The sequence below is a fragment of the Aeromonas sp. FDAARGOS 1405 genome (assembly GCF_019048265.1).
Lineage (GTDB): Bacteria > Pseudomonadota > Gammaproteobacteria > Enterobacterales > Aeromonadaceae > Aeromonas > Aeromonas veronii_A.
Genome location: NZ_CP077311.1, coordinates 2860819 through 2876817, shown reverse-complemented (window position 1 = coordinate 2876817; position 15999 = coordinate 2860819). Strand labels below are relative to the sequence as shown.

The following is a 15999-nucleotide window of genomic DNA, read 5'->3' as shown; positions in this document are numbered from 1 at the left end:
GAACTCCCGAATTAGTAACGGATCTTGGGATCGATAAAGGCGTAGAGAATATCGACCACAGCGTTAAAGGTGATGGTAAGGGCGCCGACCAGAATAGTCAGACCGAGCACCATGGAGTAATCACGGTTAAGGGCACCGTTGACGAACAGCTGACCGATCCCCGGCAGACCGAAGATGGTCTCGATCACCACCGAACCTGTGATGATGCCGACAAAGGCCGGGCCCAGATATGAGACCACCGGCAGCATGGCCGGACGCAGCGCGTGTTTCAGGATGATGTGGCGCAGCGGCAAGCCCTTGGCACGAGCGGTCCGGATGAAGTTGGAGTTCATGGTCTCGATCATGCTGCCCCGCATGATCCGCGAGATGGCGGAGATGTAGTACATCATCATGCCGAACACCGGCAGCACCATAAACTGGATGCCACCACCCTGCCATCCACCGGCAGGGAACCAACCCAGATGAATACTGAAAAAGAGCACCAGCAAGGGCGCCAGCACAAAGCCCGGGATCACCACCCCGGCCATGGCCGACGACATCAGCAGATAGTCGATAATGGTGTTCTGTTTCAGGGCCGCTATGGTGCCGAAGGTGACCCCCAGCAATACGGCGAAGAAGAAGGCCGTGGTCCCGATCTTGGCGGAAACAGGCAGCGCCTGACTCACCAGATCATTGACGGTGAAATCCTTGTATTTGAAAGAGGGGCCCAAATCACCCTGCACCAGGTTGCCTAGGTAAGTGAGATATTGCATGCCAATGGGTTTGTCGAGACCATATTTGGCTTCGATGTTAGCCATCACTTCAGGGGGGAGTGAACGTTCGCTGGTAAAGGGGTTACCCGGGGCGAAACGCATCATGAAGAAAGAGACAGTGATCAAGACCAGCAGAGTCGGGATCGCTTCCAATAGCCGTTTAAAAATGAATTTCAACATAGACATTTCCTGTCCTGTACTGCTTCCAAATGGTCGCGGTTGTAATAAAGGCCCGCCGTCCGGCGGGCCCTGCTTGTTATGCGACTTGTTGCTTTAAATCAGTGAGCAATGATGTACATATCTTTGCTGTAGAGGTTATCCAGCGGGTTGCTTGGGTAACCCCCAACATAAGCTTTGACCATCCGAGGTTGAACATATTGGTATATCGGGATGATCGGCATGTCCTTGGCCAGGATCTCTTCCGCCTGGACATAGAGCTTGTTGCGAGCGTCCGCATCGACCTGATCACGAGAATCGGTCATCAACTTGTCAAACACCGGATTGGAGTACTTGCCATCGTTGTTGCCGTGAGTGGTCTGCATCAGATCCAGCATGGATGAGGCTTCATTGTAGTCGGCGCTCCAGCCGGCACGACCCACGTCAAACTGTCCCTGCTTCTTGGTTTCGAGGTAAGTTTTCCACTCCTGGTTCACCAAGCTGACCTCTGCCCCCAGTTTTTTCCACATGGAGGCAACGGCCACAGCTACTTTCTTGTGGTTGTCATCGGTGTTGTAGAGCAGCTCGAACTTCAGCGGCTTGCTGGCATCGAAACCTGCCTCTTCAAGCAGCGCCTTGGCCTTGGCGTCACGTTCAGCCTGGGTCATTTTTGACCACTCCGGAGCAACCGGTTTAAAACCATCAACATAGTCAGGCGTCAACCCATATGCGGGTTTTTGCCCTTGTCCCATGACTTTATCTGCAATCACGTCACGATTGACCGCATAAGAGAGAGCAGTTCGCACTCGCACGTCATCAAACGGCTTTTTCTTGATGTTGAACTGGTAGTAATAAGTAGAAACCAGACCTTCAACCTTCAGATCCGCGGGATAATCTTTCTTCAACTGCTTAAAGCGTTCGATCGGCACATTCCATGTCATGTCGATCTCACCAGCCAAAAAGCGATTTAGCTCCGCGTTGGTGGACTGGATCGGAAGATAGGTAACCTTGTTGATCACCGTTTTCGCATCATTCCAATAGTTTTTATTACGCTCCAAACCAATTCGCTCATTAACAACCCACTCCTTCAATACGTAGGCACCATTACCTACCATATTGCCCGGCTGGGTCCATTTTTCACCATACTTCTCGATCACCTTCTTCGGTACCGGATAAGTGGTGGTATGAGAGAGCATGGTTACGAAATAAGGGATGGCCTTCTCGAGCTGAACTTCGAAGGTGTAGTCGTCGGTCGCCTTCACACCCAGCGTATCAGCCGGCTTCTTGCCAGCAATGATCTCTGTAGCATTGGCAATAGTTGGCATCTCCAGATACCAGGAGTAAGGAGAGGCTGTCTTGGGGTCAACTGCACGTTGGAAAGCATATACAAAGTCATGTGCGGTGACCGGTTCACCGTTGGACCACTTGGCATCTTTGCGCAGGTGGAAGACGTAGTGCTTGTTATCCTTGGTTTCCCAAGACTCTGCGACACCAGGAACAACTTCCCCTTTCGAACCGGATGTCACGAGACCTTCAAACAGGTCGCGCAAAATTGCAGACTCAGGCGTTCCTTCAACTTTCTGTGGGTCCAAGGTCGCAGGCTCGGAACCGTTGCCTTTTACCAACTGCTGGACATCCGCCAGCTTGGTTCCCGCCGGGACATCGGCAGCCTGAGCCACATTGACGCCACCAAACAGTGCAGCCATCAGCAATGTGTTAATCATTGTTTTTTTATGAGTCATTTCCCTACTCCAACAAGAACATTCCATGCGTTTTTTAAAGTGACGGTGATAAAACCCGCTCCCAGCATAATTCCCTGCCAATTCTGATAATGCAACAGATATTGTTAGGGTAACTGTCATTTCCTGGTTAAAAAATCAGCTAATGTGCGTTTTTTCAGTATTAAAACACCAGCAACTCGCTCATTTTTCACACAAACGACCGATTCTAGAAAAGACAGGGTAAAAAGCAACCAATAAAAAGCCGGTCACGAGGACCGGCTTTCATAAAGTGGAGCTGGCTCACATCAGACTGGGGAAAACGCCCTTGATACCGGCCACCATGATCTCGATACCCAGCGACATCATGATAAGGCCCATGATACGGGTCACCACGTTGATACCGGTGTTACCCATGATCTTGAACAGCAGCGGTGCGGCGCGGAAGATAAGCCAGGAGCAGAAGGAGAAGACCACGACAACCACTGACATGCCAAGCAGTTGCTGCCAGTGGCTCTGGCTGGCATAGACAATCACCGAGGAAATGGCACCGGGGCCTGCCATCAATGGAAGTGCCAGCGGAACCACGGCGATAGACTCGCGCACCGCCAGTTCACCCTTCTCCTGTTTGTTGTGCTTCACCTCGCCCAGCTTGCCCTGCAGCATTGACCAGGCAATCAGGGTAATCAGCGACCCACCGGCGATCCGGAACGACGCCAGCGAAATACCAAACCCATCGAGGATCAGTTGCCCCATATACATGGAGACCAGCAAGATCACCATCACCGCGATATTGGCGGTGGTGTTGGTTTTCATCCGCTCGGCCTGGGTATGGTGGCTGGTCAGGCTGACAAAGACTGGCAGCAGACCAAGCGGGTTAATGATTGCGAACAAACCGACAAAAAACTTCAGATACAACGAGACGTCAATTGCTGCCATAGGCGCCTTCCAATAGAGTTTCGGGCCCAGCGGGCCAGTCCATTAATTTCGTGCGTAAATTTACATCATAGCCAGAGCGGGCACCAATCAAATAATCTCACCATTTTGAGGGTTTTTTAGTTAGTTCATCTAATGCATCCACGCTAACTGGCATAAACCGATGCCAAAAGCCCTTTCTACCGCCCGACACGCGTTAGAAAAGTGAGTGCAAGTCTACTTAATCATGACCAGAGAGTCCGACGGTGACTGACCGAATGACCAAGCGACTCGAGAGAATCCAAGCTTTGCCTTTCCACTATTTCAGGCTATGCATCACTTCACTGACTCGGCAAGAGAGCCACAATGCAAAAACCGGGAAAGCGGGCAGAAATGGCGTCCTCGGGGAATAAAGCGGATTAGTCATGGATTAAAACAACAATCATTCTCGCAACAAATGCAGAAATAAAGCGCGTTTGCCGATGATTTTGAAACCTATCTACTCATATTTACTAACTAATAGCGCCAAATTGGTGCTGCAACCAGATGAAGAGGAATAATTAACCGCTTGATAAATGTGGTTTATTGCCCTGCATTAACAGGCCTCTTACCTTTCCCTTTGGTGTACATTTCGATAACATCGGTCAAACAAGGATTGTGAAAGAAAATTTCTTTTGTTCTTTTGTTACACATGATCCAGATCAAGTTTTTCTGAGTCGGCCCCGCTCTATAATCGACTCAGAAAGCGATTTAGTAAGGCATGTAAAAACCGTGTTGCAACCATACCGTCTTGACAGGGCGACTATAATTGCCGGGCATTGCCAACGTCTTACTAAACAGTTTTCAAATAATCAGGAGATAAACATGGCAGTAACCAATTTGGCTGAACTGGATGCACTGGTCGCCCGCGTTAAGGAAGCACAGCGTGAATTCGCCAGCTTCTCTCAAGAGCAGGTAGACAAGATCTTCCGTGCCGCCGCCCTGGCCGCCAACAACGCCCGTATCCCTCTGGCCCAGATGGCCGTGGAAGAATCCGGTATGGGTATCATCGAAGACAAGGTTATCAAGAACCACTTCGCCTCCGAATACATCTACAACAAGTACAAAGACGAGAAAACCTGCGGCATTCTGAGCGAAGATGATCAGATGGGTACCATCACCATCGCCGAGCCGGTAGGTATCATCTGTGGTATCGTTCCGACCACCAACCCGACCTCCACTGCGATCTTCAAATCCATGATCGCGCTCAAGACCCGCAACGCCATCATCTTCTCCCCGCACCCCCGCGCCAAGAACTCCACCAATACCGCTGCCAAGCTGGTACTGGATGCAGCTGTTGCCGCCGGTGCGCCGAAAGACATCATCGGCTGGATCGACCAACCGTCTGTTGAGCTCTCCAACGCCCTGATGAAGCACGAAGACATCAACCTGATCCTGGCCACCGGTGGCCCGGGCATGGTGAAAGCAGCCTACTCCTCCGGTAAGCCTGCTATCGGTGTGGGTGCCGGTAACGTACCTATCGTTATCGACGAAACTGCCGACGTGAAGCGTGCCGTTGCCTCCATCCTGATGTCCAAGACTTTCGATAACGGCGTGGTCTGTGCTTCCGAGCAGGCGGTCATCGTTGTTGATGCCATCTACGACCAGGTTAAAGAGCGCTTTGCATCCCACAAGGGCCACGTGCTCTCCAAAGAAGATGCTGACAAGGTACGTAAAGTCATCCTGATCAACGGTGCCCTGAACGCCAACATTGTTGGCCAGCCAGCCACCAAGATTGCCGAGATGGCAGGCGTGACTGTACCGGCTGATACCAAGATCCTGATCGGTGAAGGCGTCAAGCTGTGTGCAGAAGATGAGTTTGCTCACGAGAAATTGTCCCCGCTGCTCGGTATGTTCCGTGCAAGCAGCTTCGAAAACGCCGTTGATATGGCCTGTGACATGGTCAACATCGGTGGCATCGGCCACACCTCAGGTCTGTACACCGACCAGGACCGCAACGCTGACCGCATCAAGTACTTCGGCGACAAGATGAAGACCGCGCGTATCCTGATCAACACTCCGTCTACCCAAGGCGGTATCGGTGACCTGTACAACTTCGCAATGGCTCCGTCCCTGACCCTGGGTTGCGGCTCCTGGAGCGGTAACTCCATCTCCGAAAACGTGGGTCCGAAGCACCTGATCAACAAGAAGACAGTCGCAAAACGGGCAGAAAACATGCTGTGGCACAAACTTCCGAAATCCATCTACTTCCGTCGTGGTTCCCTGCCGATCGCTCTGAGCGACCTGGAAGGTAAAAAACGTGCCATGGTCGTAACTGACCGCTTCCTGTTCAACAACGGCTACGCCGATGAACTGGTCAGCCTGCTGAAAGCACAGAATATGGAAGTGGAAGTGTTCTACGAAGTAGAAGCTGACCCGACCCTGGCTGTGGTTCGCAAGGGTGCCGAGATGGCCAACTCCTTCAAACCGGACGTTATCCTGGCGCTGGGCGGTGGTTCACCGATGGATGCGGCCAAGATCATGTGGGTAATGTACGAGCACCCGAACACTGCGTTCGAAGATCTGGCCATGCGCTTCATGGACATCCGCAAGCGTATCTACAAGTTCCCGAAAATGGGCGTGAAGGCCGAACTGGTCTGTATCACCACCACTTCCGGTACCGGCTCTGAAGTCACTCCGTTTGCGGTAGTAACCGATGAAGTGTCTGGTCAGAAGTATCCGCTGGCTGACTACGAGCTGACCCCGAACATGGCCATCGTTGATGCCAACCTGGTCATGGGTATGCCGAAGTCCCTGTGTGCATTCGGTGGTATCGATGCCGTGACTCACGCCATGGAAGCCTATGTTTCCGTACTGGCTAACGAGTACTCCGACGGCCAGGCGCTGCAAGCCCTGAAAATGCTGAAAGAGTATCTGCCGTCCAGCTACCAGAACGGTGCCAACGACCCGATCGCTCGCGAGAAGGTGCACAATGCTGCCACTATCGCCGGTATCGCGTTCGCCAACGCCTTCTTGGGTGTGTGCCACTCCATGGCTCACAAACTGGGTGCCGAGTTCCACATTCCGCACGGTCTGGCTAACGCCCTGCTGATCAGCAACGTCATCCGCTACAACGCGAACGACAACCCGACCAAGCAGACTGCGTTCTCCCAGTACGACCGCCCGCAGGCTCGTCGTCGTTACGCCGAAGTCGCTGACCACCTGGGTCTGACTGCTGCCGGTGACCGCACCGCAGCCAAGATCGAGAAGCTGCTGACCTGGCTGGACGAGTTGAAGGCTACCCTAGGTATCCCGGCCTCTATCCGCGAAGCTGGCGTGACTGAAGCTGACTTCCTGGCCAAGGTTGACCAGCTGGCTATCGAAGCTTTCGATGACCAGTGCACCGGCGCCAACCCGCGCTACCCGCTGATCAGCGAGCTGAAGCAGGTTCTGCTGGACTCCTACTACGGTCGTCCGTTCACCGAAGCCGCTCCGGTAACTGCTGCCCCGGTTGAAGCCAAGGTTGAAGGCAAGAAGAAATCCAAGGCCTGATAATCAGTCCTGAAATAACAAGCCCGCGCACTGCGCGGGCTTTTTTTTATCTGCCACTTATTCACTGCTCTCCTCTCTCCAACCGATTGCGCTAGTGCAGCACCTATCTTCCGGACCAACCAACCAACCAACCAACCAACCAACCAACCAACCAACCAACCAACCAACTCGTCCCAGCCAATCCGCTATCGATATCCCAACCTGTGACTCTGTATTGATGGGCCACCTGTGATAACAAGAGCACGTCCCATCACCTCCTCCCCCTACCCGCAACGCAATTACCCTGACGGGCAGATGCGAGCACTGAACCCCATCTATAGAGCTAAAGGAGTGATAAACAGGATAAGCGGAGCCTCGCTAGCGCAACGCAGCAGAACTGCCGACTGGCGTACGTGCAGGGCCAACCGACTGGCAGGGACAGATCAATGATAATTCGCAGAGAAAGCGGAGAAGACTGTCAGTGAAGAGAGTTGTTGCACCGGTTGATCAACCGACACATCAATCAGCAGTTGCCACGATGCAAAGATAAAAAATGGCAGCCATCAGGCTGCCATCGGGAGAGCACGATTCTGCGATCAGAGGGTCGCAGCGACTTCATCGGAGATGGAGCCGTTGTGATACACCTCTTGCACATCGTCCAGATCTTCCAGCATGTCGATCAGACGCATCAGCTTGGGTGCAGTTTCTGCATCCAGCTCAGCTTCGGTGGAGGGGATCATGGTCACTTCGGCGCTCTGGGCCTTGAAGCCGGCAGCTTCCAGACCGTCCAGCACGGTACCGAAGTCGTTCGGGGTGGTGTACACCTCGATGGTGCCATCCTCTTCGGTGACCACGTCATCGGCGCCCGCTTCCAGCGCGGCATCCATCAGGGCATCTTCGTCTACGCCCACGAAAGTCAGCAGACCTTTCTTGCTGAACAGATAGGCAACGGAGCCGTCGGTACCCAGGTTGCCACCGCACTTGCTGAAGGCGTGACGCACTTCGGCTACGGTACGGTTACGGTTGTCGGTCAGGCACTCTACCATCACGGCAGAGCCAGCCGGGCCGTAACCTTCGTATACGATGGTCTCGAGCTGTTCGCCATCGCCACCACCGGCGCCACGCTGAATGGCACGGTTGATGGTGTCGCGGGTCATGTTGTTGGTCAGGGCGGCAGTCACCGCAGCACGCAGACGCGGGTTGTTGGCCGGATCGGCATCACCCAGACGCGCGGAGGTAGTGATTTCGCGGATCAGTTTGGTGAAGATCTTGCCACGCTTGGCGTCCTGAGCGGCCTTGCGGTGTTTGATGTTGGCCCATTTACTGTGACCTGCCATAGAGACTCTCCGTTCTTTTTTAAATGTCAGTAACACTGATCATGACTAACTCAAGGGAAACACAGAGGCCGCACGGGGCGGCCTCCAGTGCCGGTATCGGCTTACTCGTCGCCCTTGACGGTGGTTGCAATCGCCAGCTCACCCAGTTGGGCGGCATTGGCAAGGCTGGGGGCGTCTGTCATCAGACAGGCGGCCGCGGTCGTTTTCGGGAAGGCGATGACGTCCCGAATGTTTTCGGTGCCGGTCAGCAGCATGCTGAGACGGTCCAGACCGAAGGCCAGACCGGCGTGCGGCGGGGTACCGTACTTCAGGGCATCCAGCAGGAAGCCGAACTTCAGGCGCTGCTCGGCCGGGGTGATACCCAGGATGTCGAACACGGTGGACTGCATCTCGCTGTTGTGGATACGGACAGAGCCACCACCCACTTCGTAGCCGTTGATCACCATGTCGTAGGCGTTGGCGTAAGCACCCACAGGGTTGGCTTTCAGCTCGGCCGGGCTCATGTTGCTCGGCGCGGTGAACGGGTGGTGCATGGCGGCCAGACCACCTTCACCATCTTCCTCGAACATCGGGAAGTCGATGACCCACAGCGGTTTCCAGCTGTTCTCCAGTAGGCCCAGATCGCGACCCACTTTCAGACGCAGGGCGCCCATGGCATCGCAAACCACTTTCTTGCTGTCAGCGCCAAAGAAGATGATGTCGCCGTCGGCTGCGCCGGTACGGGCCAGGATCTCGCGCACGATGGCGTCAGAGAGGAACTTGGCAACCGGAGACTGCACGCCTTCGATACCATTGGCCGCTTCATTGACCTTCATCCAGGCCAGGCCCTTGGCACCGTAGATGCCGACAAACTTGGTGTATTCGTCGATCTGCTTGCGAGAGAGCTCGGCACCGCCCGGGACTTTCAGGGCAGCCACACGGCCTTTCGGATCGTTGGCGGGGCCCGCGAACACGGCGAACTCGACAGTAGTCAGCAGATCAGCCACATCAACCAGCTCCATTGGCAGACGCAGGTCCGGCTTGTCGGAGCCGTAGCGACGCATGGCTTCGTCGAAGGTCATGATCGGGAAGTCGCCCAGATCCACGTTCAGGATGTGCAGCCACAGTTTGCGGATCATCTCTTCCATCACTTCACGCACCTGCGGCGCGGTCATGAAGGAGGTCTCCACGTCGATCTGGGTGAATTCCGGCTGGCGGTCGGCACGCAGGTCTTCGTCACGGAAGCACTTGACGATCTGGTAGTAGCGATCGAAGCCGGACATCATCAGCAACTGCTTGAACAGCTGGGGGGATTGCGGCAGAGCGTAGAACTTGCCCTTGTGCACGCGGCTCGGCACCAGATAGTCACGGGCACCTTCCGGGGTGGCCTTGGTCAGCATCGGGGTCTCGATATCGAGGAAGCCATGCTCGTCCATGAAGCGGCGTACGAAGGCGCTGGCCTTGGCACGGGTCTTCAGGTACTTGGCCATCTCGGGACGACGCAAATCCAGGTAGCGATACTTGAGGCTGATCTCTTCGCTGTTGACCTGATTGAAGTCCAGCGGCAGCGGCTCGGCACGGTTGATGATGTTGAGTTCGTGGGCGAACACTTCGATGGCGCCAGTGGCCATCTCGCTGTTGCGCTGGGACTCGGGACGGGTGCGCACCACGCCGGTCACCTGGATGCAGAACTCACCGCGCAGCTCGGAGGCCAGGGCGAACGCGTCCGGTTTGTCCGGATCGAAGAACACCTGAACGATCCCTTCCCGGTCGCGCATATCGATAAAGATCAGACCGCCGAGATCACGACGACGATGAACCCAACCGCACAATGTAATGGTCTGCCCTGCATGGGCCTCATTGACCTGTCCGCAATAGATAGAGCGCATGGACTTCTTCCTTCGAAATTGTAGAGAGACGGTTAACCTTGGGCCGCCGGGCACGACTGGCAAGCACCGTCTGTCTCACAGCTGGCCAGATTCTTTTTCTTACCCGGTTTGAAATCAGTCTCGTACCATCCGGTTCCCTTGAGCCGGAAGCCTGCCGCCGATATCAGCTTGACCAGATTCGGCTTGCTACAGGCCGGACAGTCGGTCAGGGGGGCATCGGAAAGCTTTTGCAGTTTTGCCAATTCATGGCCACAGACGTCGCAACGATATTCGTAGATAGGCATGGGTCACAAGAAATTGAAAAACAAAAGGGCTGGCATTATAGAGGAAAACCCCCTTTTGGGTAAAATGGCCAGCAGCCTCCTTTCGCCAGTTTTTTGCACTCGATGGCAAAAAGCGGGCAAAAAATCGGCACGAATGCACCAAGAGCGAAGAGATTAGTCACCATGAGCCTCTATTTGGGCCTGCCACAGTGGTCCCACCCCAGCTGGCCCGGCCAGTTGCTGGGCCTTGGCGCCAAGCCTGCCGAACACCTCGCCCACTATGCGACCGTCTTCAACTCGGTGGAGGGTAACACCACCTTCTACGCCCTGCCGACACCGGACACGGTACAGCGATGGGCCGATGCGGTGCCCGATCACTTTCGTTTCAACTTCAAGTTTCCACAAACCATCAGCCACCAGAGCGATCTGGTGAGCGCAGACAAACAGGTTGCCGACTTTATCAAGCTACTTGCGCCACTACACGACAAGCTGGGGCTGCTCACCCTGCAGCTGCCCGCCCGTTTCGGGCCACAGGGGCTGGCCAGACTGGCGGCCTTTATCGAGCGGTTGCCACGGGCGTTTCGCTACGCCCTCGAGGTGCGTCACCCCGACTTTTTCGCCAAGGGGGAGGCCGAGCGGGCCTTGAACCGGCTGCTGATGGAACAGGGTGTGAACCGGGTGATGCTCGACAGCCGGCCACTCTTCTCGGTGCCAGCAACCACGCCAGCCCTTGTCGATGCCCAAGGCAAGAAACCGCGCCTGCCGGTGCATCTGCTGGCCACCGCCAACGCCCCCATGGTGCGCTTTATCGGCCTGCCGGACCCGGCGGCCAATCACCCCTTCCTGCCCAGCTGGCTCCCCCACTGGCGCCAGTGGCTTTCCGAAGGCAAGGATCTTTACCTCTACATCCACACGGCCGACAACACCCAAGCCCCCGAGCTGGCCCGTCAGGTGAGTCGTCTGCTGGGGCAGGAGATGGCCCCCTGGCGGGGGGAAAACGATCGCGCACGGCAGGGAGTGCTGCGCTTTTAACCAGTGGCACAAGCAACCCTCGCAGCCCCCCGAAAACGCAGTAAAAAAAGGGCGATTTTTGTGGTTTGGCAGGGCCCGGCGTCAAGACAAATGGCCGTCAATCCTCTACACTAGCGCCCCATGCAAGGAGCCCTGTCACCGTTACTGTTAATCAGTGGTAACAAATGACTCGGCTCTGGATAAGGGTCCGGAGATGACCCCTACGAACAGGACCGGTCACCAGGAGCTCATGACCGACTACCCCGTTCGTAAACAGGTGATGAGCCACCCCCAGACGGGTGCCCCCCAACGATTCAATTGAACAAAGCAGTCGGCCGATATGCCGGCTGTCAGGTTGCGCCAGCATGCAGACCAAAGACCAAATTTTTGCCGCCCCGATCGCCCGATTGGGCGACTTTTGTTTTGACGAACAGGTCGTCGACGTATTTCCCGATATGATCCAGCGCTCGGTGCCGGGTTACAGCAACATCATCTCAGCCATCGGCATGATGGCCGCCCGCTACGCTCAACCCGAGAGCCGTCTCTATGATCTCGGCTGTTCGCTCGGCGCCGCCACCCAGGCGATGCGTCGCCATATTAGCCAGCCCGGCTGCCGCATTACCGCGGTGGACCTCTCCCACCCGATGATCGAGCGCGCCCGCGCCCACCTCTCCGGTTTCAAATCCGAGGTGCCGGTGGAGCTGGTGGAGGCGGATATCTGCGACATCGAGATTGAGAACGCTTCCGTGGTGGTGCTCAACTTCACCCTGCAGTTTGTCGAGCCCGAGAAACGGGCAGCCCTGATCCAGCGCATTCACGACGGTTTGCGCCCGGGCGGGATCCTGATCCTGAGCGAGAAGTTCCGTTTCGAGGATGAGCCGGTCAACGAGCTGCTCATCGATCTGCACCTCGACTTCAAGCGGGCCAATGGCTATAGCGAGCTGGAGATCAGCCAGAAACGCACTGCCCTTGAGAACGTGATGCGCACCGACAGCCTGGAGACCCACCGCGCCCGCCTGCGCGACGCCGGTTTCATCCATCAGGATCTCTGGTTCCAGTGCTTCAACTTCGGCTCCATGATTGCCATCAAATCCAGCGACGCCCAGCCATGATCGACTTTGCCAATTTCTATCAACTGATTGCCAAAAACCGGCTGAGCCACTGGCTGCATACCCTGCCCGCCCAGCTGCACGCCTGGCAACATGACAACCAGCATGGCGATCTGCCGCGCTGGAACCGCGCCCTCAACAAGCTACCGGTGGTCTCCCCCGGCAACATCGAGCTGAAAAGCCGGGTCGAGATAGGCTCGGCCGAGAGCCTGGGCGAAGGGGAGCGCAAGAAGGTCGAGAGCCTGCTGCGCCACTTTATGCCTTGGCGCAAGGGGCCGTTCACCGTGCATGGCATCCACATCGATACCGAATGGCGCTCCGACTGGAAGTGGGATCGGGTGCTGCCCCATATCAGCCCGCTCGAAGGCCGTTACGTGCTGGATGTGGGTTGCGGCAGCGGCTACCACCTCTGGCGTATGGTGGGTGAAGGAGCCAAGCTGGCGGTCGGCATCGATCCGAGTCCGCTGTTTCTCTGCCAGTTCGAGGCCATTCGCCACTTCGCGGGCAATGATCAACGCGCCCACCTGTTGCCGCTCGGCATTCAGGAGCTGCCGGAGCTGCGTGCCTTTGACACCGTCTTCTCCATGGGGGTGCTCTATCACCGCAAATCTCCCATCGAGCACATCGAGCAGCTGCGCAATCAATTGAAAGATGATGGCGAACTGGTGCTGGAGACCCTGGTGATCGAGGGCGGGGTCAACGACGTGCTGATGCCCACCGACCGTTACGGCAAGATGCGCAACGTCTGGTTTATTCCCTCAAGCCGCGCCCTCAAGCTGTGGGTCGAGCGCTGCGGCTTCACCGACGTGCGGATAGTAGACGAGAATATGACCAGCACCGACGAACAGCGTCGTACCGACTGGATGATTAATGAATCCCTGAGTGACTATCTGGATCCAGACAATCCGGCACTCACGGTAGAAGGACACCCGGCGCCGAAACGTGCCGTACTGATTGCCCGCAAGGCCAAAGACTAGCCGGTGGCGCTTGTGGAAGTTACACTGACCCAATTCCAGGAAGCACAGTTAAATGAATGACATGAAAAGCAAATTAAAAGGAATGACCCTGCTCTCCCTGCTCAGTCTCGGCGGGTGTGTCAATATGGAAAAAACGCCTCAGGTTCCCGCTCTGACACTGGCCGAGCTTCGTAGCGAGCTGAGCCAGAGCGAGCAGCGCCTGCAAACATCCATGGAACAGCAACAGAAGCAGTATGTGCAGCAACAGCACCTGCTGGTTCAGCTCAACACAGATGTCACCAATATGAAAGAGTCCGTCAAGCAAGTAGACCAGAAGCTCGCAGCTCTCCCCTCCGAGCCGCCCAAACCGATGGCGATCCCCACCGAGAAGTGCCCGGCCCCCAATCAGGGCCACACCATCGATGGCAAGCTGATGGTCGGTGAAGCGGAGTGGATCTGGGTTGATGCCGCCAACGACGCCTTCCAGGCCCGGGTCGATACCGGTGCGACCACCTCCTCCATCAGTGCGCAGGAGATCACCATTTTCGAGCGCAACGGCAAAAACTGGGTGCGCTTCTTCCTGAGCCATCAGGATGTGGACGACAAGATCCAGATCGAAGCGCCGCTGGTACGTCACGTGCGGGTGCGTCAGGCCTCTGCCGATGATCTGGACCGCCGTCCGGTGGTGCGTCTGGCCGTGCGCATTGGCGACATGACCGAGAAAGCCGAATTTACCCTGAAAGACCGCAGCGATATGACCTTCCCGGTGCTGCTGGGTCGCGAATTTTTGAAAGACATCGCCGTGGTTGATGTGGCCCGCGAATATATCCAACCCAAACCCAAGCTCAAGGATGTGAAATAATCCATGGTTTCCCGTAAGCCGTTCTATTTGCTGGTAGCCCTGCTGTACATTGTCGGCCTGGGGATGACGATCTATCACCATATCGCGTTGGATGTGCCGCTGACGCCCGGTGAAAAGCGCCAGATCTGGTCCATCGAAGCCAAACTGGAGTTCGAAGCTACCGGTGAGCCAGTGATCGCCTCCCTGGCTATCCCGGGCACCCAGCCCGGTTTCACCCTGATGAACGAGAACGCCGCCAGCCCCGGCTACGGCCTCTCCTTCGTCGAGAAGGATGGCGATGCCCGTGCCGAATGGTCGATCCGCAGTGCTACCGGCCGTCAGGAGCTCTACTATCGCGTCGACATGATGGCGGATGCCCACGCCAAGCCGGCCGCCAACCCGCAGCCGCCCGCTATCGAAAAGCAGATCGAGAGTGAGCCCTATGCCACTGCGATGAAGCAGATCCTGGAGCGCGCCCAGGAGCGCTCTGCTGACGGCTATACCCTGACCCGCGAGATCATCAAGGAGATCGAAAAGCAGGAGCAGAACGCCGAGCTACTGAAAAAGCACAAGAGCCGCGCCAACCTGATCGCCGAGTTGCTCAACAATGCTGATGTGCCGACCCGCGTAGTGCATGCCCTGAATCTGGAAGATGGTCGCCGTCGTCAGGAGCTGGTCGATTACCTGCAGGTGTTCAACAGCCCGACCGACTACAAGCTGTTCAACCCGCAAACCGGTGAACAGGGTCGTCCTGCCAACCTGCTGCTGTGGGAGTATAACTCCGGCGCCCTGCTGGATGTGACAGGTGGTCACAACTCCCGTGTCAGCTTCTCGATGATCGAGCAGGAGCAGCCGGTCAGCGTGGCACTGGCCCAGAAGTTTGAAAAATCAGAGATGATGAACTTCTCCATCCATAGCCTGCCGCTGGAAGAGCAGACCTTGTTCAAGGGCTTGCTGCTGATCCCCATCGGTGTGCTGATGGTGGTGTTCTTGCGCGTCATCGTCGGCATCAAGACCTCGGGTACCTTTATGCCGGTGCTGATCGCGGTCGCCTTTATCCAGACCCAGCTGATCACCGGTCTGGTAGGTTTCCTGCTGATCGTCGGCACCGGTCTGGTGATCCGCTCCTACCTGTCGCGGCTCAACCTGCTGCTGGTCGCCCGAATATCGGCCATCATCATCATGGTGATCTCGATGATCGGTATCTTCTCCGCCTTTGCCTTCAAGCTGGGGCTGACCGACGGTATGAAGATCACCTTCTTCCCGATGATCATCCTCTCCTGGACTATCGAGCGGATGTCCATCCTGTGGGAAGAAGAGGGCCCGAAAGAGGTATTCCGTCAGGGCGGTGGCTCCCTGCTGGTGGCCATCATCGCCTATCTGGCTATGGATAACGAATTGATCCGTCACCTCACATTCAACTTCCTCGGCCTGCAGCTGGTGCTGATGGCGACCGTGCTGTTGATGGGTAACTACACCGGCTACAAGCTGAGCGAACTCAAACGCTTCAAGCCGCTGGTGGACGAGATCAAGTCTGGCGCCACCCCGGGTAAGGACAAGTAA

13 protein-coding genes and 1 pseudogene are annotated in these 15999 nt (G+C 56.2%); 8 read left to right on the top strand and 6 right to left on the bottom strand.

The window, feature by feature from the left end; genetic code table 11:
* Nucleotides 1–11: 11 nt before the first annotated feature.
* From oppB to I6L35_RS13420, 3 genes are all read right to left on the bottom strand, one after another.
* Nucleotides 12–932 carry an oligopeptide ABC transporter permease OppB gene (gene oppB / locus I6L35_RS13430; protein WP_069555437.1) on the bottom strand — a complete coding sequence of 307 codons (921 nt, stop codon included), beginning with the start codon at nucleotides 930–932 and terminating at the stop codon, nucleotides 12–14.
* 98 nt (nucleotides 933–1030) lie between these two features.
* Complete coding sequence (locus tag I6L35_RS13425; RefSeq protein ID WP_216978442.1) at nucleotides 1031–2650, bottom strand: ABC transporter substrate-binding protein; 1620 nt, start codon at nucleotides 2648–2650, stop codon at nucleotides 1031–1033.
* A gap of 279 nt (nucleotides 2651–2929) precedes the next feature.
* Nucleotides 2930–3565 (bottom strand): YchE family NAAT transporter, encoded by a 636-nt coding sequence (locus I6L35_RS13420; RefSeq protein WP_005337678.1) that lies wholly within the window; start codon nucleotides 3563–3565, stop codon nucleotides 2930–2932.
* Between the two features lie 840 nt (nucleotides 3566–4405).
* Here I6L35_RS13420 and adhE point away from each other — a divergent pair.
* From adhE to I6L35_RS21300, 3 genes and pseudogenes are all read left to right on the top strand, one after another.
* The gene (adhE, locus tag I6L35_RS13415; RefSeq protein ID WP_019446648.1) at nucleotides 4406–7072 is read left to right on the top strand and encodes a bifunctional acetaldehyde-CoA/alcohol dehydrogenase; all 2667 of its coding nucleotides are present in this window, start codon (nucleotides 4406–4408) and stop codon (nucleotides 7070–7072) included.
* 30 nt (nucleotides 7073–7102) lie between these two features.
* A pseudogene (locus tag I6L35_RS21305) lies at nucleotides 7103–7207 on the top strand (hypothetical protein); the annotation flags it as partial.
* Nucleotides 7167–7304: a PT domain-containing protein gene (locus tag I6L35_RS21300; RefSeq protein ID WP_367949396.1), complete on the top strand. Its 138-nt coding sequence runs from the start codon at nucleotides 7167–7169 to the stop codon at nucleotides 7302–7304. The pseudogene I6L35_RS21305 and the gene I6L35_RS21300, both read left to right, overlap by 41 nt.
* A gap of 343 nt (nucleotides 7305–7647) precedes the next feature.
* Here I6L35_RS21300 and I6L35_RS13405 read toward each other — a convergent pair whose 3' ends face one another.
* From I6L35_RS13405 to I6L35_RS13395, 3 genes are all read right to left on the bottom strand, one after another.
* Nucleotides 7648–8388: a YebC/PmpR family DNA-binding transcriptional regulator gene (locus I6L35_RS13405; protein WP_005337681.1), complete on the bottom strand. Its 741-nt coding sequence runs from the start codon at nucleotides 8386–8388 to the stop codon at nucleotides 7648–7650.
* 101 nt (nucleotides 8389–8489) lie between these two features.
* Entirely contained in the window at nucleotides 8490–10256 is a 1767-nt protein-coding gene (aspS, locus tag I6L35_RS13400) for an aspartate--tRNA ligase (RefSeq protein WP_216978441.1), read from the bottom strand.
* A gap of 32 nt (nucleotides 10257–10288) precedes the next feature.
* Nucleotides 10289–10540 carry an FmdB family zinc ribbon protein gene (locus I6L35_RS13395; RefSeq protein ID WP_005337686.1) on the bottom strand — a complete coding sequence of 84 codons (252 nt, stop codon included), beginning with the start codon at nucleotides 10538–10540 and terminating at the stop codon, nucleotides 10289–10291.
* 162 nt (nucleotides 10541–10702) lie between these two features.
* Between I6L35_RS13395 and I6L35_RS13390 the strand changes: the two genes are divergently transcribed.
* From I6L35_RS13390 to I6L35_RS13370, 5 genes are all read left to right on the top strand, one after another.
* Nucleotides 10703–11551, top strand: a complete 849-nt coding sequence (locus I6L35_RS13390) for a DUF72 domain-containing protein (protein ID WP_216978440.1) — start codon at nucleotides 10703–10705, stop codon at nucleotides 11549–11551.
* A gap of 344 nt (nucleotides 11552–11895) precedes the next feature.
* Nucleotides 11896–12642, top strand: a complete 747-nt coding sequence (gene cmoA, locus I6L35_RS13385) for a carboxy-S-adenosyl-L-methionine synthase CmoA (protein ID WP_216978439.1) — start codon at nucleotides 11896–11898, stop codon at nucleotides 12640–12642.
* On the top strand, nucleotides 12639–13616 hold the full coding sequence (gene cmoB, locus I6L35_RS13380; protein ID WP_216978438.1) for a tRNA 5-methoxyuridine(34)/uridine 5-oxyacetic acid(34) synthase CmoB: 978 nt from the start codon (nucleotides 12639–12641) through the stop codon (nucleotides 13614–13616). Before cmoA ends, cmoB begins: the two co-directional genes overlap by 4 nt.
* A 52-nt stretch (nucleotides 13617–13668) precedes the next feature.
* Nucleotides 13669–14457 carry an ATP-dependent zinc protease gene (locus I6L35_RS13375; protein WP_254204444.1) on the top strand — a complete coding sequence of 263 codons (789 nt, stop codon included), beginning with the start codon at nucleotides 13669–13671 and terminating at the stop codon, nucleotides 14455–14457.
* 3 nt (nucleotides 14458–14460) lie between these two features.
* Nucleotides 14461–15999, top strand: coding sequence for an inactive transglutaminase family protein (locus I6L35_RS13370; protein ID WP_216978437.1), 1539 nt, complete (start codon nucleotides 14461–14463; stop codon nucleotides 15997–15999).